Genomic DNA, 18,048 nt, shown 5'->3' with positions numbered 1-18,048 from the left:
TTGCCCAAGGCCGCATGGACCTCGGCCGCGATGAGCAGCCACTGTGCTGAGCACCGGAGGCCGCGCCCGGCCACCGCCGGTGCCGCGCCCGCACCCGTTGACCGCGCAAGCCCTGGGGGGATCGCAATGAAGCAGCAGACGAGCATCCCGCCGGTCGCCCCGATGGGCGGCCCCCACCGTTGCCCCGCCGCCGCGCCCGCCGACCCGACCCCGTGCGACGGTCCGCCCGACGCCGCCACCCTCGTCGACCAGCACGGCCGGGAGGTCGCCGGCTGCGTCCACCACTGCGCCCGGCTGCTCCCCGGCCTCGACGGCGCCCGCGTCCACCCCTTCGTCCCCGCCGCCCAGGCCCTGGACATCTACGTCCGGGCCTGCGAACTCCCGCCGTTCGCCTGGGAGATCGGGCGGTAGGGCCGGTCCGCCGGCGGCCCGCGCAAACGCCCCGGGCGCCGGCGGGAGTTCCTCCCTGCCGGCGCCCGGGGCGCGCAGTGCCGCGGGTCAGCACTCGATGATGTTCACCGCGAGCCCGCCGCGGGCGGTCTCCTTGTACTTGACGCTCATGTCGGCGCCGGTCTCCTTCATGGTCTTGATGACCTTGTCGAGGGAGACGTGGTGGCGGCCGTCGCCGCGCAGCGACATCCGGGCCGCGGTGACGGCCTTCACGGCGGCCATGCCGTTGCGCTCGATGCACGGGATCTGGACCAGGCCGCCGACCGGGTCGCAGGTCAGCCCGAGGTTGTGCTCCATGCCGATCTCGGCGGCGTTCTCCACCTGCTCGGGGCTGCCGCCGAGGACCTCGGCCAGGCCGCCGGCCGCCATCGAGCAGGCCGAGCCGACCTCGCCCTGGCAGCCGACCTCGGCGCCGGAGATCGAGGCGTTCTCCTTGAAGAGCATGCCGATCGCGCCGGCGGCGAGCAGGAAGCGGACCACGCCGTCCTCGTTCGCCCCGGGGACGAAGTTGACGTAGTAGTGCAGCACGGCGGGGATGATGCCGGCCGCGCCGTTGGTGGGGGCGGTCACCACCCGGCCGCCGGCGGCGTTCTCCTCGTTGACGGCCATGGCGTAGAGGGTGACCCACTCCATGGCGCGGGCCGCCTCGTCGCCCTCGGAGCGCAGCGCGCGGGCGGCGTTGGCGGCCCGGCGGCGGACCTTCAGGCCGCCGGGGAGGATGCCCTCGCGGGACATGCCGCGCTCGACGCAGCCCTGCATGACCCGCCAGATCTCCAGCAGGCCGGCGCGGATCTCGTCCTCGGTGCGCCACGCCTTCTCGTTCTGCAGCATCAGCGCGGAGATGGACAGGCCCGTCTCCCGGGAGAGCCGCAGCAGTTCGTCGCCGGTGCGGAAGGGGTGGGTCAGGACGGTGTCGTCCAGCTTGATCCGGTCCTCGCCGACCGCGTCCTCGTCGACGACGAAGCCGCCGCCCACCGAGTAGTAGGTCTTCTCCAGCAGCGGGGCGCCGGCGGCGTCGTAGGCGAAGAGGGTCATGCCGTTGGCGTGGTACGGCAGCGACCGGCGGCGGTGCAGGATCAGCTCGGTGGACTCGTCGAAGTCGATCTCGTGCGCGCTGCCTATCTCGGCGCCGAGGAGGCGCAGCCGGCCGCTGGTGCGGATGCGCGCCACCTCGTCGTCGGCGGACTCGACGTCGACGGTGCGCGGGGAGTGGCCCTCCAGACCGAGCAGCACCGCCTTGGGGGTGCCGTGGCCGTGGCCGGTGGCGCCGAGCGAGCCGAAGAGTTCGGCGCGCACCGAGACCGTCTGGGCGAGCAGACCGTCCTTCTTGAGCCGCCGGGCGAACATCCGGGCGGCCCGCATCGGGCCGACGGTGTGGGAGCTGGACGGGCCGATGCCGATGGAGAAGAGGTCGAAGACGGAGATGGCCACGGGGGCGGTACTCCCTTGTCTGCTCGGGGTTGGACGGTTGCGCAGATCGGGGCAGGACGGGGTGTTTCCGGCCCGACTGTCGAGCGTAACCCGCTCGCCGGGGATTGCCGCCGGACGGGAGGCGGCGGGCGGGAGAAGCCGGGAGGGCCGGCGGGAGAACAGCGGCGGTGAAGCCGGCCGGGCGGCGGGGTGCGGGGCCGTCGGGGCCGGCGGTCCGGGGAGGTCAACGGCGGCTCCGGGCCGGGCAGTTCGGCCCGGAGCGCGGTGCGGCGGCGGGCCGCGGAAGGGCGGCCCGCCGCTTCGGTCACCGGGGGCCGTGGCACCCCGGTGACCGGTTCGTCACAGCGACGGGTACAGCGGGTACTTCTCGGCCAGCGCCGTGACCCGGGCCTGGAGCGCCTCGCGGTCGTAGCTGGGCTTGAGCGCCTCGGCGATGATGTCGGCGACCTCGCGGAAGTCCTCGACCGTGAAGCCGCGGGTGGCCAGGGCCGGGGTGCCGATCCGCAGGCCGGAGGTGACCATCGGGGGCCGCGGGTCGTTCGGGATCGCGTTGCGGTTGACGGTGATGCCGACCTCGTGGAGGCGGTCCTCGGCCTGCTGGCCGTCGAGCTCGGAGTCGCGCAGGTCGACCAGGACGAGGTGGACGTCGGTGCCGCCGGAGAGCACCGAGACGCCGTGCTCCTTGACGTCGTCCTGGACCAGGCGCTCGGCCAGGATCCGGGCGCCCTCCAGGGTGCGCTGCTGGCGCTCCTTGAACTCCTCCGACGCGGCGACCTTGAAGGACACCGCCTTGGCGGCGATCACGTGCTCCAGCGGGCCGCCCTGCTGACCGGGGAAGACCGCGGAGTTGATCTTCTTGGCCAGCTCGGCGGTGGACAGGATGACACCGCCGCGGGGGCCGCCCAGCGTCTTGTGGGTGGTGGTGGTCACGACGTGGGCGTGCGGCACCGGGGAGGGGTGCAGGCCCGCGGCCACCAGGCCGGCGAAGTGCGCCATGTCGACCATCAGGTACGCGCCGACCTCGTCCGCGATCCGGCGGAAGGCGGCGAAGTCGAGCTGGCGCGGGTAGGCGGACCAGCCGGCGACGATCAGCTTCGGGCGGTGCTCCTTGGCGAGGCGCTCGACCTCCTCCATGTCGACCAGGTTGGTCTTCTCGTCGACGTGGTAGGGCACCACGTTGTACAGCTTGCCGGAGAAGTTGATCTTCATGCCGTGGGTGAGGTGCCCACCGTGGGCGAGGTTCAGACCCAGGATGGTGTCGCCCGGCTTGATCAGCGCGAACATCGCGGCGGCGTTGGCCTGCGCGCCGGAGTGCGGCTGGACGTTGGCGGCCTCGGCACCGAAGAGCGCCTTGATCCGGTCGATGGCGATCTGCTCGACCACGTCGACGTGCTCGCAGCCGCCGTAGTAGCGGCGGCCCGGGTAGCCCTCGGCGTACTTGTTGGTGAGGACCGAGCCCTGGGCCTCCATGACGGCGACCGGAGCGAAGTTCTCCGACGCGATCATTTCGAGGGTGGACTGCTGACGGTGGAGCTCGGCGTCGACGGCGGCGGCGACGTCGGGGTCGAGCTCGTGCAGGGAGCTGTTCAGAAGCGACATGAGACTTCCTGGAGAGTGACGGAGCGGGCGGGGCGCCGCGGCCCCGGCCGAGCGGTGGCGGCCGGGGCCGGGGTGTCAGCCGGTGGTGAAGGCGGTGTACGCGTCGGCCGTGAGCAGGTCCTCCGGCTCACCGGTGAGCTTCACCTTGAACAGCCAACCGCCCTCGAACGGGGCGGAGTTCACCAGCGAGGGGTCGGTGACGACGTCCTCGTTCACCTCGGTGATCTCGCCGGTCACGGGCGAGTAGAGGTCGCTGACGGACTTGGTCGACTCCAGCTCACCGCAGGACTCGCCCGCGGTGACGGTGGCCCCGACCTCGGGGAGCTGCACGAAGACGACGTCGCCGAGGGCGTTGGCCGCGTGCTCGGTGATGCCGACCGTCGAGACGCCGTCCTCGGCGGCCGACAGCCACTCGTGCTCCTTGCTGTAGCGGAGCTGCTGAGGGTTGTCCATGGCTCGATTCTCCTGTACGCGGGGGTGTGGTCGTGCATGGGGTCTTGCCCTGTGAGACGGGTGGCGCCGGGCACGGTGGCGCGGGTCCGCGGCGGGCACCGCGGCCCGGCCGGCGCCGCCCGCTACTTCTGCCGCTTGTAGAAGGGCAGCGCGATGACCTCGTAGGGCTCGTGCGTGCCGCGGATGTCCACCCGGACGCCCTCGGTGCCGGGCGCGGAGTGCGCCGCGTCGACGTAGGCCATGGCGATCGGCTTGCCGAGGGTGGGGGAGGGTGCCCCCGAGGTGACCTCGCCGATCACCGTGCCGTCGGCGGCGACGACCGGGTAGCCGGCGCGCGGCACCCGGCGGCCCTCGGCGATCAGGCCGACCAACGTGCGCGGCGGGGCCTGCCCGGCCCGCTCGGCGGCCGCCGTGAGCGCCGCCCGCCCGACGAAGTCGCCCTCCTTCTCGAACTTCACGACCCGGCCCAGACCCGCGTCGAACGGGGTGAGCGCGGTGGTCAGTTCGTGCCCGTACAGCGGCATCCCCGCCTCCAGGCGCAGGGTGTCGCGGCAGGACAGGCCGCACGGGACCAGGCCGACGTCCCGGCCCGCCTCGGTCAGCGCGGTCCAGAGGGCGACCGCGTCCGCGGGGCGGACGAACAGCTCGAAGCCGTCCTCACCGGTGTAACCGGTGCGGGCGATCAGCGCCTCGACGCCGGCGACCGTGCCGGGCAGCCCCGCGTAGTACTTCAGCCCGTCCAGATCGGCGTCGGTCAGCTTCTTGAGGATGCTCAGGGACTCCGGGCCCTGCACCGCCAGCAGCGCGTAGGCGTCCCGGTCGTCGCGGACGGCGGCGTCGAAGCCGGCCTGCCGGTCGATCAGCGCGTCCAGCACCATCTGGGCGTTGGAGGCGTTGGCGACGACCATGAACTCCGTCTCGCCGAGGCGGTAGACGATCAGGTCGTCGAGGATGCCGCCGTCGGCGGCGCAGATCATGGTGTAGCGGGCCCGACCGACCTTCAGGGCGCCGAGGTTGCCGACCAGCGCGTGGTCGAGGAGGGCGCCGGCCTGCGGGCCGGTGACGGTGAGCTCGCCCATGTGGGAGAGGTCGAAGAGGCCGGCGCGGGTGCGCACAGCGAGGTGTTCCTCGCGCTCGCTGCTGTAGCGCAGCGGCATGTCCCAGCCGGCGAAGTCGGTCATGGTCGCGCCGAGCGCGCGGTGGGTTTCGTCCAGCGCGGTGCGGCGGGGGGCTTCAGTCATCGCTTACGGGCTCCCGGGCATGGGTGACAAGACGGTCTCCCCATCTGTCATCGGAACCTGAGAGGTTCACCGGGATCCCGCGGACGGGCCCGGTTTGCACCTTGGGTGGAGCCGTCCCGTCGGCCGGGCCGCGACTCGCTTTTCAGATCTGCCTCGCCCGCGCGGTATAGGGGCCTGAGAGATTCAAGGGAGGACTTGCTCCTTCGGCGCCCCGCCGTGGCGGCCGGGGACTCTCCCGCGCGGATTCAAGCGGCCGGTATGGAATTGGCTGACTGCCCACGAGTTGACGTTCGAGCCCGCCCGTGGCGGCCACATCATTACACGGGATCGCCCGTTACAGGAGCCCCGGCCGGTGCTCCGTTCCCGGTTATCCCGGTCGCGAGGTCCCGCCGGCCGCCCCCGCCCCGGTCGTATCCCCTGCCTCTCCCTTGCACCTCTCTCGCTACGCATTACCCTTTCTTGACACTCTGCACGGGCTGCGGGAGGGCCGGGTCGGAACCCGGTTCGGGGCCATCGGGGAGGGGCGCGCACGGTGCACGGCGAGGCGACGGACGCGGGGACGGCGCGTGCCGCGCCCCCGGAAACCCCGGTTCCGGAGCCGGCCTTGGGCGGCCCCCGGGAGCCGCGCCCCCGCCACCGGGCCGACCGGCCGCCCTGCACCGACCTGCGGGGCCCGGGCCGCCCCCCGCACCCCGTGCTCCGCTTCCCGCCCGGCGATCTCGTCGTGGTCTCCGGCCTGCCCGGCAGCGGCAAGAGCACCCTGATGCGACGGGTGGTGCCCGCGCGCGACGAGCGGGGCACCCCGGTGCACCGCGTCGACTCCCAGGACGCCCGCGACCGCTGGGAGCACGGCCGGCTGCACCGCCTCCCCTACGCCCTCTACCGACCGCTGGTCCGGGTCGCGCACTACCGCGCGCTGCACCGGGCGCTGCGCTCCGGCGGCAGCGTGGTGGTGCACGACTGCGGGACGTGGGCGTGGGTGCGCCGCTGGCTGGCCCGCGCGGCCCGGCGCGGCGGCCGGGGGCTGCACCTGGTCCTCCTCGACGTGCCGCCCGCGGTGGCCCGCGGCGGCCAACGGGCCCGCGGCCGCGGGGTGTCGCGGTACGCCTTCGCCCGCCACCGCCGGGCGGTGCGCCGCCTGGTGGCCCGGGCCGGGGCGGCCCGGCTCCCGAAGGGCGTGCGCTCCGTGGTGCTGCTGGACCGGCGCTGCGCGCGGGAGTTGGCGCGCGTCACCTTCGGTTGACCGGCCGCACCCCCGCCACCGGCTTCGATGACCGGCCGGTCGCCCGTTAGGGTCTTAATCCACCGGGCGGGCCCGCGGACCGCCCCAGCGAAGTCGGCCGGGCAGCGCGGCCAGTAATGGGTGGGTGAGATGAACTATCCGGACAATGCACCGCAGCACGGCGGTCCGGTGCCGGGGAACGTCCCGGACGAGGGGATACCGCACGCGGCCTGGCCGGCCAACGAGTTGGAGGAGGTGCTGACCGCCTCGGTCGGGCACCCCGAGGCCGGCGGCCGGATCGTGGAGGTGCTGGGCCGCAGCCGGGTATGGGTGCCGCTGCCCGAGGGCGGCGGCCCGGACGGCGCGGGCCTGGGAGCGCCCGGCCTCGACGTGCCGACCGTCGAGATCGGCGGCGCCGCCTACGTCCCGGTCTTCAGCTCCGAGCAGGAGTTCCGGCGGGTCGTCGGCACGCACCTGTCCTACACCGTCGCGCCCGCCCGGGAGTTCGCCCGCGGCCTGCCGCCGCTGGTGGGCCTCGCGGTCAACCCGGACGGCACCGTCGGCGTCCCGCTGCCGCCGCCCGCGGTCGCCGAACTGTGCCGTACCGGACGGACCGACCTGGACGGCCCGCAGACCGCGGGCGCCCGGGTGCGGCTCTTCGAACCGGACTGGCAGGACGAGCCGGTGGACTTCCTGGCCGCCGCCGGCCTCGCGTTCTCCGCCGCCGGCATCGTGCTGGCCGCCCGCCGCGCGCTGGCCGGCGTCGAGGGCGACACGCCGGCGCTCTTCGTCGGCGTGCAACTCGACGTCGCCCCCGAGCGGCTGCACGACGGCACCGCCCGCGACGAGGCGTTGACCGCCCTCGGGCGGGCCCTGGGCCAGGTGCCGGTGCCCTGGCCGGTCCAACTCGTCCTGCTCGACGTCGCCCAGGGCGACCCGGTCGCCGACTGGATGCTGGAGCGCGTGCGGCCCTTCTACACACGGGACCACTCGTAAGCTGGTGGGACGACGGGCGGGCGGGCGCCCGGCCGGGAGGAGGGACGGACCACGTGAGCGCGGGTGCGCAACAGGGAGCGGCGGCGGCCGACCAGGTCGAGCAGATGCTGCGACAGGTCTCGCCCGGGCGTTACGACGCCTACGAGGCGATGCTGGGCGCCCTCGCGCACGGGCAGGTCTGGATGCTCCTGTGGCACGGCCGGACCGGCCAACCCGACGCCCAGTACGGGAACATGGAGGTCGACGGGCTGGGCTACGCCCCCTGCGTCACCTCCGCCGCCGAGCTCGCCGCCTCCGGCTGGACCCGCGACCACGAGGTCGTCACCGGACCCGAGATCGCCGCCTCCCTCTTCCCCGACCGCTGGGGCCTGTGGCTCAACCCGCACGCCCCCGGCGGCGGCGTCGGCGTCCCCTGGCTCGACCTGCGCCGGATCGCCGGCGGCCTGGACCGGCTGCCCGCCGGTCCGCTGCGGATCAGCGAACCGGTCATCGACATCCCGCAGTTCTACGCCCTGCTCGCGCAGCACGCCCACCGCACGCCCCCGGTACGGTCGTTGCGCCGGGCCTGGGTGCAACCCGCCCTCGGCGCCCCGTATTTGGCGATCGGCCTGGACCTCTACGACACCGGGCAGCCGTCGGTGGACGCCGCCCGGATGCTGATCCAGCAGTCGATGGGTGCGGTGCCGGACGGCCTGCCGGTGTCCACCGTCGCCATGAACGACGAGTACGACCCGGTCGGCATGTGGATGCGGGCCTGCGCCCGCCCGTTCTTCGACCGCGACGGCTACGCCCAGCCGGCTCCCGGACCCACCTACGGCTACGGCTACCCCCGCGCCTACTGAGCCCGACCGGCGCCCACAGTCCTGCCGGCGCCTGCCCGCCTCCCCGAGTGAATTGGCCTTATTCCACCGGCAGTTGACGCTTTTTTCGGCCATCCGGTGCACCGCTCAAACCGCTCCGTTGTTCGCATAACGGAAGGCCGTGGGTCACATCACAGTTGCGCATCCTTTCCTGGCCAGGGCTGGTGAGTGATCGCAACTCGGATGAAGACTCCCGCTCCAAGGACTTCGGTCCTGTGTACGAGCGCCATCCCCACCGGCGTCCCTGCGCCAGTCGACGACCCGTCCGCGATGTCAACTCACCTGCGTACGGGGTGAGATGGCGGCAGGTGAGCACCAGAGGGGTCACCACCAGGCCGCTACCGCGGCGGGCACAGGCCGGCCACCGTCGGCCGAGGGGGGTTCAGAGCACCGTGACCGCACCGATCGAGACCACCGGCGCGGCTGCGCAGGCGCAGCCGGAGGCGGTGCTGGAAGGCGTCGAGAGCAAGCGCATCGAGGGGCGCTCGCTCGGTCAGATCGCCTGGCTGCGCTTCCGCCGCGACAAGGTCGCCATGGCCGGCGGCATCGTCGTCGTCCTGCTCATCCTGGTCGCCACCCTCTCCCGCCCGCTCCAGCACCTGTTCGGGCTGGACCCCAACCAGCCCCACCAGGACCTGATCGACCCCAACACCACGCTGCCCAAGGGCGACTTCGGCGGGATGGGGCTCGACCACCTGCTGGGCGTGGACCCCAAGTTCGGCCGCGATCTGCTCGCCCGGATCCTGGAGGGCTCCTGGGTGTCGCTGCTGGTGGCGTTCGGCGCGACGCTGCTGTCGGTGGCCATCGGCACCGTCCTCGGCGTGATCGCCGGCTTCTACCGCGGCCGGGTGGACGCCTTCATCAGCCGTCTGATGGACGTCTTCCTCGCCTTCCCGCTGCTGCTGTTCGCCATCGCGATCTCCGCGTCGCTCCAGGGCGGCGCGTTCGGGCTCTCCGGGCTGCCGCTGCACATCTCGGTGCTGATCTTCGTGATCGGCTTCTTCAACTGGCCCTACATGGGCCGGATCGTGCGGGCCCAGACCCTGTCGCTGCGGGAGCGGGAGTTCGTCTTTGCCGCCCGCGGCCTGGGCGCCCGCGGCCCGTTCATCCTCTTCCGGGAACTCCTGCCCAACCTCGTGGGGCCGATCATCGTCTACTCGACGCTGCTGATCCCCTCCAACATCCTCTTCGAGGCGGCGCTGAGCTTCCTGGGCGTGGGCATCCAGCCGCCCCAGTCGTCGTGGGGCGGCACCCTCACCCAGGCGGTCAAGTACTACGAGGTCGACCCCCAGTACATGATCGTTCCCGGCCTCGCGATCTTCGTCACCGTGCTCGCGTTCAACCTGCTCGGTGACGGACTGAGGGACGCGCTGGACCCGCGCAGCCGCTGACCGGCGCCGGCCTTCATCCCCCCACTCTGCACCCGTTTTCGAAGCCGTTTCGATCCGACGTTTCTCGACGAACGAAGGGGACACCGAGCACATGCGAAGGTCACTTCCGGTCGCGACCATCGCGGCCATCACCAGCGCGGGCCTCCTGCTGGCCGGCTGTAGCGGAAAGGGGTCCTCGGACAGTTCCGCCGGGGCCAACGCCGCCACCAAGGGCGTCGTCAACGCCTCGGACGCGAAGGGGGGCACCGTCACCTACGCGATGAGCGACGCCCCCGAGTCCTTCGACCCGGGCAACACCTACTACGCCTTCGTCTACAACTTCAGCCGTCTGTACGCCCGTCCGCTGACCACCTTCAAGCCGGGCCCCGGCACCAAGGGCGAGCAACTGGTCCCGGACCTCGCCGAGTCGATGGGCAAGTCCGCCGACGGCGGCAAGACCTGGACGTACAAGCTCCGCAAGGGCGTCAAGTTCGAGGACGGCACCCCCGTCACCTCGCAGGACGTCAAGTACGCGGTGGAGCGCAGCAACTTCGCCCGCGACATCCTCTCGCTGGGCCCGAACTACTTCCAGCAGTTCCTCCAGGACAACGACGGCGGCTACAAGGGCCCCTACAAGGACAAGAGCAAGGAAGGGCTCAAGTCCATCGAGACGCCGGATGCGCAGACCATCGTCTTCCACCTGAAGAAACCGTTCGCCGAGTTCGACTACCTGGTCAGCGCCCCGCAGACCGCGCCCGTCCCGCAGGCCAAGGACAAGGGCGCGGACTACACCAAGTCCGTGGTCTCCAGCGGCTCCTACAAGTTCGCGAACTACCAGGAGGGCAAGCAGCTCACCCTGGTCCGCAACCCGCAGTGGTCGGCCGCGACCGACCCGCTGCGCAAGCAGCTCCCGGACAAGATCGTGCTCAACCTGAAGGTCGCCCAGTCGACCATCGACAAGGACCTCCAGTCCGGCAACACCCTGGTCGACATGGCAGGGCGCGGCGTCGACGCCCAGACCCAGGCGCAGTTGCTGACCGACCCCGGCCAGAAGGCCAACACCGACAACGCGCTCGGTCAGCGCCTGGTCTACACCGCCATCAACACCAAGGTCGCGCCGTTCGACAAGCCGGAGTGCCGCAAGGCCGTCGAGTACGCCATCGACAAGAAGGCCGTGCAGACCGCGCTCGGCGGCCCGATCCGCGGTGACATCGCCTCCACGGTCCTGCCCACCGACATCGCCGGCTACCAGAAGTACGACCTGTACCCGCAGAAGTACACCGGCGACAACCTGGACCTGACCCAGGCCAAGGCGCACTGGAAGCAGTGCGGCGCCGGCAACGTCTCCACCACCATCCTGGCCCGCAACGACCGCCAGGACGAGGTCGACGCGGCCACCTCGATCATCGGCTCGCTGAAGAAGATCGGCATCAACGCCAAGCTCCAGCAGTACCCGACCAGCAAGTACTTCTCGGACTACGCCGGCGTGCCGGCCTTCGACAAGTCCAACAACGTCGGCCTGATGATGATGCAGTGGGGCGCCGACTTCCCGACCGGCTACGGCTACCTCCAGCAGATCCTCCACGGCAAGGCGATCAGCCAGTCCGGCAACTCCAACCTCTCCCAGTTGGACGACCCGGAGATCAACAACCTGCTCGACACGGCCATCGCCAACACCGACCAGGCCGCCCGCGAGAAGGCGTACGCGGACATCGACCGCAAGGCGATGGAGCAGGCGGCGATCGTCCCGCTGACCTACTTCAAGGTCCTGATGTACCGCTCGCCGAAGGCCACCAACCTGGCGTCCAGCTCGGCCTGGAGCGGTGAGTACGACTACCTCAACATCGGCGTCAAGAAGTAGCAGCCCTGGAAGGCAGGTGAAGGCATTGGTGCCCGCGGGCCACTCGCTCCCGGCCCGCGGCACCGGCGCCGCATCCCCGTGTTCTCGTACCTCATCCGCAGGTTGATCAGCGCGGTGATCCTGTTGCTGATCGTCAGCGCGGTCACCTTCGGCATCTTCTTCCTGCTGCCGAAACTGGCCGGGCAGACCACCGACCAGCTTGCCCAGCAGTACATCGGAAAGGCCCCCACGCCCGCGGACATCGCCGCGGTCAAGAAGAACCTCGGCCTGGACAAGCCCGTGTACGAGCAGTACTGGGAATTCCTCAAGGGCATCTTCGTCGGCGTCGACTACAAGTTCGGCCCGGAGGCGGCCAAGTGCCATGTGCCGTGCTTCGGTTACTCCTTCAAGACCCATATCGAGGTCTGGCCGGAGATCCAGTCGCGGCTTCCGGTGACGCTGTCGCTGGCCGCCGGCGCCGCCGTGCTGTGGGTGGTCTCCGGCGTCGCCACCGGCGTGCTCTCCGCGCTCCGCCCCGGCTCGTTCTTCGACCGGGCGGCGATGGGCGTGGCGCTGGCCGGCGTCTCGCTCCCGATGTTCTTCACCGGCGCGCTGGCCCTGGCCCTGTTCACCTACCAGTGGCCGCTCTTCCAACGCAGCGACTACATACCGCTGTTGACGGACCCGGTGGGCTGGGCCCGGACCATGTTCCTGCCCTGGGTCACCCTGGCGTTCCTCTACTCGGCGCTCTACGCCCGGCTCACCCGGGCCGGCATGCTGGAGACGCTGAGCGAGGACTTCATCCGCACCGCCCGGGCCAAGGGCCTGCGGGAGCGCCGGGTGGTGATCCGGCACGGCCTGCGGGCCGCGCTGACCCCGATCGTCACCGTCTTCGGCATGGACCTGGGCCTGCTGCTCGGCGGTGCGCTCATCACCGAACAGGTCTTCTCGCTCAAGGGAGTCGGCGCCTTCGCGGTCGACTCCATCAACGCCAACGACCTGCCGAACATTCTCGGCGTCACCCTGCTCGCCGCGTTCTTCATCGTCCTGTGCAACCTGGTGGTGGACGTTCTGTACGCCGCCATCGACCCGCGGGTGAGGCTCACTTGACCGACTCTTTCGAGGACCAGACCACGGCGACGGGGGAGGCCGCGACGGGCGCCGGACCCACGACCCCCGCCGCCCCCTCCGCCTTTCTCGAAGTGCGCGACCTCACGGTGCACTTCCCCACCGACGACGGCCTGGTGAAGTCCGTCGACGGGCTGACCTTCAGCCTTCAGAAGGGCAAGACGCTCGGCATCGTCGGTGAGTCCGGCTCCGGCAAGTCGGTGACCTCGCTGGCCATCATGGGCCTGCACCGGGCCTCCCGACAGCAGCGCAGCAAGGTCCGGATGTCCGGCGAAATCTGGCTGGACGGCCGGGAGTTGGTCGCCGCCGACCCCGACGAGGTCCGCCGGCTGCGCGGCCGCCAGATGGCGATGATCTTCCAGGACCCGCTCTCCGCGCTGCACCCCTTCTACAGCGTCGGCAGCCAGATCGTGGAGGCGTACCGCGTCCACCACGACGTCGACAAGAAGACCGCGCGCAAGCGGGCCGTGGAGATGCTCGACCGGGTCGGCATCCCGCAGCCCGACAAACGGGTCGACGACCACCCGCACCAGTTCTCCGGCGGCATGCGCCAGCGCGCCATGATCGCCATGGCGCTGGTCAACAACCCCGAGCTCCTGATCGCCGACGAGCCGACCACCGCCCTGGACGTCACCGTCCAGGCGCAGATCCTGGACCTGATCCGCGACCTGCAGAAGGAGTTCGGCTCGGCGGTCATCATCATCACCCACGACCTCGGAGTCGTCGCCGAGCTCGCCGACGACCTGCTGGTGATGTACGGCGGCCGGTGCATCGAACGGGGCCCGTCGGACCGGGTGTTCGCGACCCCGCAGCACCCCTACACCTGGGGCCTGCTCGGCTCCATGCCGCGGATCGACCGGGACCAGTCCGACCGGCTGATCCCGGTCAAGGGCTCCCCGCCCAGCCTGATCAACGTGCCGTCCGGCTGCGCCTTCAACCCCCGCTGCCCGTACGCGGACCTCCCCAAGGACAACCTCACCCGCACGGTGCGCCCCGAACTCCAACAGGTCGACGGCCGGCACTTCTCCGCCTGCCACCTCCCGCAACCGGAACGGGACCGGATCTGGACCGAAGAGATTGCGCCGAAGCTGTGACCGAGACGACCCAGAGCACCGAGACGACCCAGAGCACCGAGACGATCCGGAGCGCCGAGACGACCGGGCCCGCCGGGGCGCAGGCGCAGCAGGCGCCGCTGCTCACGGTGCGGGGCCTGGTCCGGCACTTCCCGATCACCAAGGGGATCCTCAAGCGGAAGGTCGGCGCCGTGCAGGCGGTCGACGGGATCGACTTCGACGTCTTCCCCGGGGAGACGCTGGGCGTCGTCGGCGAGTCCGGCTGCGGCAAGTCGACGATGGGCCGGCTGATCACCCGGCTCGACGAACCGACCGGTGGCTCGGTCGAGTTCGAGGGCCGGGACATCACCCATCTGTCGTCGGGTCGACTGCGGCCGCTGCGCCGCGACGTGCAGATGATCTTCCAGGACCCGTACGGTTCGCTGAACCCGCGGCACACCATCGGCGGGATCGTCTCCACCCCCTTCCGCCTCCAGGGCGTCACGCCCGAGGGCGGGGTGAAGAAGGAGGTGCAGCGGCTGCTGGAGCTGGTGGGGCTGAGCCCGGAGCACTACAACCGCTATCCGCACGAGTTCTCCGGCGGGCAGCGGCAACGCATCGGGATCGCCCGGGCGTTGGCCCTCAAGCCCAAGCTGGTGGTCGCCGACGAGCCGGTCTCCGCCCTCGACGTCTCCATCCAGGCGCAGGTCGTCAACCTCATGGACGACCTCCAGGAGGAGCTGGGCCTGACCTACGTCATCATCGCCCACGACCTCTCGGTGATCCGGCACGTCTCGGACCGGATCGCGGTGATGTACCTCGGCAAGATCGTCGAACTGGCCGACCGGGACGCGCTGTACGCCTCGCCGCGGCACCCGTACACCAAGGCGCTGCTGTCGGCCGTGCCGGTGCCCGACCTCAGGCGGCGCACCCAGCGCGAGCGGATCCTGCTCAAGGGTGATGTGCCCTCGCCGATCAATCCGCCGTCCGGCTGCCGGTTCCGCACCCGCTGCTGGAAGGCGACGGAGGTGTGCGCCACCACCGAGCCGCCGCTGGTGCGCCTGGACACCGGGCACCAGGTCGCCTGCCACCATCCGGAGGAGCCGGCGGACGCCAACTCCGCTTCCGGTGTGGAGCGTTCACCGGGTAAGGGCTCAAGTGGTCAGTAACACCTGACGACTTGGCAAAGTCCTGGGTGGCGGAGGGCGGGAGAGTGCAGAGTCGGCGCGGTTGTTCATGTTGGATCCGCGTATTCGAAGGGACGGCTCATGGCACTCTCCCGTTCTGCGCGTCGCACCTCCCGACTGCTGGCCCTGGCCACCGCCGTGGCCGCGGCCGCCTCGCTCGCCGCCGCCCCGGGGGCGGTCGGCGCGGCGCCGCACCCGACCCCGGGCGCCCCCGGCATCGGTGACCCGTACTTCCCGAACCTCGGCAACGGGGGCTACACCCCGCTCCATTACGACCTGGGCGTCAGCTACCACCCCGACTCGGGCCGGCTCGACGGCCGCACCACCCTGACCGCCCGGGCCACCCAGGACCTCTCGACGTTCGACCTGGACCTCCAGAAGCTGACCGTCGACCGGGTCAGGGTCAACGGCCGGCCGGCGCACTTCTCCAGAACCGGTGACGAACTCGTCGTCCGGCCGGGCCGCGCCCTGCGGCGCGGCGGGCGGTTCGCGGTGACCGTCGTCTACCACGGCGTCCCCGAGCCGCTCAGCGGCCCGATCGTCTTCGGCTCCAAGTACGGCTGGATGAAGACCAAGGACGGGGTGTTCGTCGCCTGCGAGCCCAACGCGGCCTCGACGTGGTTCCCGTCCAGCGACCACCCGGCCGAGAAGGCCACCTACGACATCCACATCGACGCCCCCAAGGGGCTGACCGGGGTCTCCAACGGGCGCCTGGTCGGCTCCGGCGAGCGCGGCGGCCGTGCCTGGTACCACTGGCGGGAGAGCCGCCCGATGGCGCCGTACCTGGCGACCGCCACCATCGGGAAGTTCAGGGTGCGCACCGGCACCACCCCCGGCGGCACCCCGATCTACGTGGCCACCGACCCGACCCTGCCCACCGGCAAGGTCGACGTCTACGCCATCACCGCGGAGGCCACCGACTACTGGGCGAAGCTCTTCGGGCCGTACCCGTTCGAGGAGACCGGGGCGATCGTGGACGACATGCCGGAGGCGGGCTTCTCCCTGGAGGTGCAGTCCAAGCCGGCCTACTCCGCGGTCCGCAACGAGACCACCATCGTTCACGAGTTGGCGCACCAGTGGTTCGGCGACTCGGTCTCGGTCAAGCAGTGGAAGGACATCTGGCTCAACGAGGGCTTCGCCAGCTACGCCCAGTGGCTGTGGGCCGAGCACCGCGGTACCACCACGGCCCACGACGCGTTCCGCAAGGCGTACCGGTCGGTGCCGGCGGACGACCCGTTCTGGAAGATCACGGTCGCCGACCCGAAGCGGGACACCATGTTCTCCCAGGCGGTCTACCAGCGCGGCGCGATGACCCTCCAGGCGCTGCGCGAACGCATCGGCGACCGGGCGTTCTTCCGGCTGCTGCCGGCCTGGACCGCCCGGCACCGCTACGGCAACGCCAACACCGCCGACTTCGTCGCGCTGGCCGAGAAGGTCTCCGGGCAGCGGCTCGGTGCCTTCTTCCACACCTGGTTGGACACCCCGAGCCGCCCGGCGCTGCCGGGTCAGTGACCGGCTAGCCGGCGTCCTACTCCGCGCCCCGGCCGCGCAGTTGCTGCGGTCGGGGCAGGTGCAGCCCGAAGTAGACCGCGCCCATCCGCAGGGCGAAGACCAGCCCCGCCGAGACCATCGCGGCGACCGAGGCGCCGATCCCGAGGCGGTACAGCAGGAGGTAGCAACAGGCGCCGGCGAGCGCCGCGATGGCGTAGACGTCCTCGCGCAGCAGCAGCGGCGGGAACTCCCCGCACAGCACGTCGCGGATCACCTCGCCGGTCACGCCGGTGAGCACCGCGAGGATGATCACCGCGAGCGGGGTGACGCCCGCCGAGATCGCCGCGCGGGCGCCGATGACGGTGACCACGGACAGCCCGATCGCGTCCACCACCAGCAGCGACTTGCGCGGCAGGGACCAGAACCGCAGGTACACGATGGTGCCCACGCCGACGCAGATGATCACCGTCAGCAGCACCCAGTCGTGCGTCCAGTACAGCGGCCGTCGGTCCAGGATCACATCGCGGAGCGTGCCGCCGGAGATGGAGGCGGCGAACGCGAGGACCAGGCCGCCGAAGGGATCCATGTTGGCGCGGAAGGCCGCCAGCACGCCGCTCGCGGCGAAGGCCGCGATCCCGACCAGGTAGAGCACATGAAGCATGCGGTCATGATGGCAGCAGCGGAGTGGATCACTCCGCTCACGGGCCCCGCCCGACTCCCGTCCCGTTCCTTGAAATTGACACTACCGGTCGGTAATCGATCCGTGTAGCGTGCCGCCATGGCAACGGTGACCGTAGGAAACAGCGAGTTCGACCGCGACACCGCGGTCACCCGGCGCGCTCCCGGCGTCTACGCCGCCGACCTCTCGGCGGGCTGGACGATCATCAACGCGGTCAACGGCGGCTACCTCCTCGCCCTGCTCGGCCGCGCCCTGGGCGACGCGCTCCCGCACCCGGACCCGCTCACCGTCACCGCCCACTACCTGACGGCGTCCGTGCCCGGCCCGGCCACCGTCCGCACCGAGGTGGTCCGCACCGGCCGCACCCTCTCGACCGGCACCGCCACCCTCGTCCAGTACGCCGACGACGGCACCGAGGTCGAGCGGATCCGGGTGCTCGCCACCTACGGCGACCTCGCCGCCCTCCCCGACGACGTCCGCACCACCGCCAAGCCCCCGGCCCTCCCGCCCTACGAGCACTGCCTGGGCACGGACAGCGCCCCCGACGGCCGGCCGGCCATCCCCGGCAGCACGGCGATCGCCGGGCGGCTGGACATCCGGCTCGACCCGGCCACCGTCGGCTGGGCGGTGGGCGCGCCGTCCGGCAAGGGCGAGATGCGCGGCTGGTTCGGCCTGGCCGACGGCCGCGACCCGGACCCGCTCTCCCTCCTCCTGACCGTGGACGCACTGCCGCCCACCGCCTTCGAGTTGGGCCTGCGCGGCTGGGTCCCCACCGTCGAGCTGACCTGCCACGTCCGGCACCGCCCGGCCCCCGGCCCGCTCCGGGTCGCCATCACCACCCGCAACCTGGCCGGCGGCTTCCTGGAAGAGGACGCCGAGGTCTGGGACTCCGCGGACCGCCTGGTGGCCCAGTCCCGCCAACTGGCCCGCACGATCCTGGCGACGTGAGGCGGGGGCGCGCGACGCCCCCGGGCGGGGCGTGCGCCCCGGCCCAGAGCATGCGCCCCTGGGCGATGCGCCCCCGCGCGGGGTACGCGCCCCGGGGCGGC

At 71.6% G+C, this 18,048-nt stretch carries 16 protein-coding genes and 1 riboswitch; of the genes, 11 read left to right on the top strand and 5 right to left on the bottom strand.

Annotated elements, in window-relative coordinates:
• Nucleotides 1-126 precede the first annotated feature (126 nt).
• A complete protein-coding gene (locus PV796_RS12980; RefSeq protein WP_274913158.1) occupies nucleotides 127-411 on the top strand; it encodes a hypothetical protein in 285 nt (94 codons plus the stop codon).
• An 87-nt stretch (nucleotides 412-498) separates the two neighbouring features.
• Here PV796_RS12980 and PV796_RS12975 read toward each other — a convergent pair whose 3' ends face one another.
• The 4 genes from PV796_RS12975 to gcvT form a co-directional block, all read right to left on the bottom strand.
• Nucleotides 499-1,881: an L-serine ammonia-lyase gene (locus tag PV796_RS12975; RefSeq protein ID WP_274913156.1), complete on the bottom strand. Its 1,383-nt coding sequence runs from the start codon at nucleotides 1,879-1,881 to the stop codon at nucleotides 499-501.
• 339 nt (nucleotides 1,882-2,220) lie between these two features.
• Complete coding sequence (gene glyA, locus PV796_RS12970; protein ID WP_274913154.1) at nucleotides 2,221-3,480, bottom strand: serine hydroxymethyltransferase; 1,260 nt, start codon at nucleotides 3,478-3,480, stop codon at nucleotides 2,221-2,223.
• A gap of 75 nt (nucleotides 3,481-3,555) precedes the next feature.
• Nucleotides 3,556-3,933, bottom strand: coding sequence for a glycine cleavage system protein GcvH (gene gcvH, locus PV796_RS12965; RefSeq protein ID WP_274913153.1), 378 nt, complete (start codon nucleotides 3,931-3,933; stop codon nucleotides 3,556-3,558).
• Between the two features lie 122 nt (nucleotides 3,934-4,055).
• On the bottom strand, nucleotides 4,056-5,174 hold the full coding sequence (gene gcvT / locus PV796_RS12960) for a glycine cleavage system aminomethyltransferase GcvT (protein WP_274913151.1): 1,119 nt from the start codon (nucleotides 5,172-5,174) through the stop codon (nucleotides 4,056-4,058).
• 152 nt (nucleotides 5,175-5,326) lie between these two features.
• A riboswitch (glycine riboswitch) is annotated at nucleotides 5,327-5,422 on the bottom strand.
• Nucleotides 5,423-5,706: 284 nt separating this feature from the next.
• On the opposite strand from gcvT, the gene PV796_RS12955 reads away from it, so the two are divergent.
• The 9 genes from PV796_RS12955 to PV796_RS12915 all read left to right on the top strand — a co-directional run bounded on the left by PV796_RS12955 (nucleotide 5,707) and on the right by PV796_RS12915 (nucleotide 16,341).
• Complete coding sequence (locus PV796_RS12955; protein ID WP_376566952.1) at nucleotides 5,707-6,417, top strand: AAA family ATPase; 711 nt, start codon at nucleotides 5,707-5,709, stop codon at nucleotides 6,415-6,417.
• Between the two features lie 129 nt (nucleotides 6,418-6,546).
• Nucleotides 6,547-7,392 (top strand): enhanced serine sensitivity protein SseB C-terminal domain-containing protein, encoded by an 846-nt coding sequence (locus tag PV796_RS12950; RefSeq protein ID WP_274913149.1) that lies wholly within the window; start codon nucleotides 6,547-6,549, stop codon nucleotides 7,390-7,392.
• Between the two features lie 53 nt (nucleotides 7,393-7,445).
• Nucleotides 7,446-8,234: an enhanced serine sensitivity protein SseB C-terminal domain-containing protein gene (locus tag PV796_RS12945; protein ID WP_274913148.1), complete on the top strand. Its 789-nt coding sequence runs from the start codon at nucleotides 7,446-7,448 to the stop codon at nucleotides 8,232-8,234.
• Between the two features lie 410 nt (nucleotides 8,235-8,644).
• Nucleotides 8,645-9,643 (top strand): ABC transporter permease, encoded by a 999-nt coding sequence (locus PV796_RS12940; protein WP_274913147.1) that lies wholly within the window; start codon nucleotides 8,645-8,647, stop codon nucleotides 9,641-9,643.
• Between the two features lie 91 nt (nucleotides 9,644-9,734).
• Nucleotides 9,735-11,483: an ABC transporter substrate-binding protein gene (locus PV796_RS12935; RefSeq protein ID WP_274913146.1), complete on the top strand. Its 1,749-nt coding sequence runs from the start codon at nucleotides 9,735-9,737 to the stop codon at nucleotides 11,481-11,483.
• A gap of 78 nt (nucleotides 11,484-11,561) precedes the next feature.
• A complete protein-coding gene (locus PV796_RS12930; RefSeq protein ID WP_274913145.1) occupies nucleotides 11,562-12,572 on the top strand; it encodes an ABC transporter permease in 1,011 nt (336 codons plus the stop codon).
• Entirely contained in the window at nucleotides 12,569-13,684 is a 1,116-nt protein-coding gene (locus tag PV796_RS12925) for an ABC transporter ATP-binding protein (RefSeq protein WP_376566946.1), read from the top strand. Before PV796_RS12930 ends, PV796_RS12925 begins: the two co-directional genes overlap by 4 nt.
• Entirely contained in the window at nucleotides 13,681-14,811 is a 1,131-nt protein-coding gene (locus tag PV796_RS12920; protein WP_446750590.1) for an ABC transporter ATP-binding protein, read from the top strand. The genes PV796_RS12925 and PV796_RS12920 overlap by 4 nt, the downstream gene beginning before the upstream one ends.
• A 99-nt stretch (nucleotides 14,812-14,910) precedes the next feature.
• A complete protein-coding gene (locus tag PV796_RS12915; RefSeq protein WP_274913143.1) occupies nucleotides 14,911-16,341 on the top strand; it encodes a M1 family metallopeptidase in 1,431 nt (476 codons plus the stop codon).
• Nucleotides 16,342-16,357: 16 nt separating this feature from the next.
• On the opposite strand, the gene PV796_RS12910 is transcribed toward PV796_RS12915, so the two are convergent.
• The gene (locus tag PV796_RS12910; protein ID WP_274913142.1) at nucleotides 16,358-16,981 is read right to left on the bottom strand and encodes a trimeric intracellular cation channel family protein; all 624 of its coding nucleotides are present in this window, start codon (nucleotides 16,979-16,981) and stop codon (nucleotides 16,358-16,360) included.
• 117 nt (nucleotides 16,982-17,098) lie between these two features.
• On the opposite strand from PV796_RS12910, the gene PV796_RS12905 reads away from it, so the two are divergent.
• Complete coding sequence (locus tag PV796_RS12905; RefSeq protein ID WP_274913140.1) at nucleotides 17,099-17,947, top strand: thioesterase family protein; 849 nt, start codon at nucleotides 17,099-17,101, stop codon at nucleotides 17,945-17,947.
• Nucleotides 17,948-18,048: the final 101 nt, after the last annotated feature.

It is taken from the genome of Streptomyces sp. WZ-12 (assembly GCF_028898845.1).
GTDB lineage: Bacteria > Actinomycetota > Actinomycetes > Streptomycetales > Streptomycetaceae > Streptomyces.
Note: the sequence above shows the minus strand (reverse complement) of the source record. Positions and strands in the feature narration are given on the sequence as shown.

Excerpts from the sequence above, each read along its gene's own strand:
- PV796_RS12980 (WP_274913158.1), top strand. The coding sequence starts at position 127 with ATGAAGCAGCAGACGAGCATCCCGCCGGTCGCCCCGATGGGCGGCCCC.
- PV796_RS12905 (WP_274913140.1), top strand. The coding sequence starts at position 17,099 with ATGGCAACGGTGACCGTAGGAAACAGCGAGTTCGACCGCGACACCGCG.
- PV796_RS12915 (WP_274913143.1), top strand. The coding sequence starts at position 14,911 with ATGGCACTCTCCCGTTCTGCGCGTCGCACCTCCCGACTGCTGGCCCTG.
- glyA (WP_274913154.1), bottom strand. The coding sequence starts at position 3,480 with ATGTCGCTTCTGAACAGCTCCCTGCACGAGCTCGACCCCGACGTCGCC.
- PV796_RS12950 (WP_274913149.1), top strand. The coding sequence starts at position 6,547 with ATGAACTATCCGGACAATGCACCGCAGCACGGCGGTCCGGTGCCGGGG.
- gcvT (WP_274913151.1), bottom strand. The coding sequence starts at position 5,174 with ATGACTGAAGCCCCCCGCCGCACCGCGCTGGACGAAACCCACCGCGCG.
- gcvH (WP_274913153.1), bottom strand. The coding sequence starts at position 3,933 with ATGGACAACCCTCAGCAGCTCCGCTACAGCAAGGAGCACGAGTGGCTG.
- PV796_RS12910 (WP_274913142.1), bottom strand. The coding sequence starts at position 16,981 with ATGCTTCATGTGCTCTACCTGGTCGGGATCGCGGCCTTCGCCGCGAGC.
- PV796_RS12935 (WP_274913146.1), top strand. The coding sequence starts at position 9,735 with ATGCGAAGGTCACTTCCGGTCGCGACCATCGCGGCCATCACCAGCGCG.